This is a genomic window from Oceanospirillum sediminis (genome assembly GCF_014164585.1).
Classification (GTDB): Bacteria; Pseudomonadota; Gammaproteobacteria; order Pseudomonadales; family Halomonadaceae; genus Oceanospirillum; species Oceanospirillum sediminis.
In genome coordinates this window covers 1-497 of the sequence record NZ_JACJFM010000110.1, presented here as the reverse complement: position 1 = coordinate 497, position 497 = coordinate 1, and the positions used below count along the sequence as shown (strand labels likewise).

1 protein-coding gene is annotated in these 497 nt (G+C 39.0%); it reads left to right on the top strand.

The features are described 5' to 3' along the window. A partial coding sequence (locus tag H4O21_RS28060; RefSeq protein ID WP_182812432.1) for a PLP-dependent transferase occupies positions 1-497 on the top strand: 497 nt, incomplete at both ends.

Here is a 497-nt window from a genome sequence, read left to right as displayed (position 1 = left end):
TTAAACCCGATTAAGCACGGAGCGAATATAGTTATTCACTCTTTGACGAAATATATTGGCGGACAAGGAACATCACTGGGAGGTGCAATTATTGATGCAGGAACGTTTGATTGGGCTAATGGAAAATTCCCTGAATTTACAGAGCCTTCAGCAGGGTATCACGGTTTAAAATATCATGAAACTTTAGGTGCAGCATCTTACACCTTTAAATTAATTTTGGAAGGATTGCGTGATTTTGGCGGTGCTATGAGTCCAACAAATGCTTTCAACATTATTCAAGGTTTAGAAACATTGCCAGTTAGAATCAAGCAACATAGTGAAAATGCTTTAGAATTGGCAAAATGGTTAGAAGCGCAAGACGAAGTGGCTTGGGTAAACTATCCAGGTTTAGAAAGTAGTAAGTACAACGCTTTAGCCAAAAAATACTTACCAAAAGGCCAAAGTGGTATTGTAACATTTGGTCACAAAGGCGGGTTTGATGCGGCAAAAACCATTGC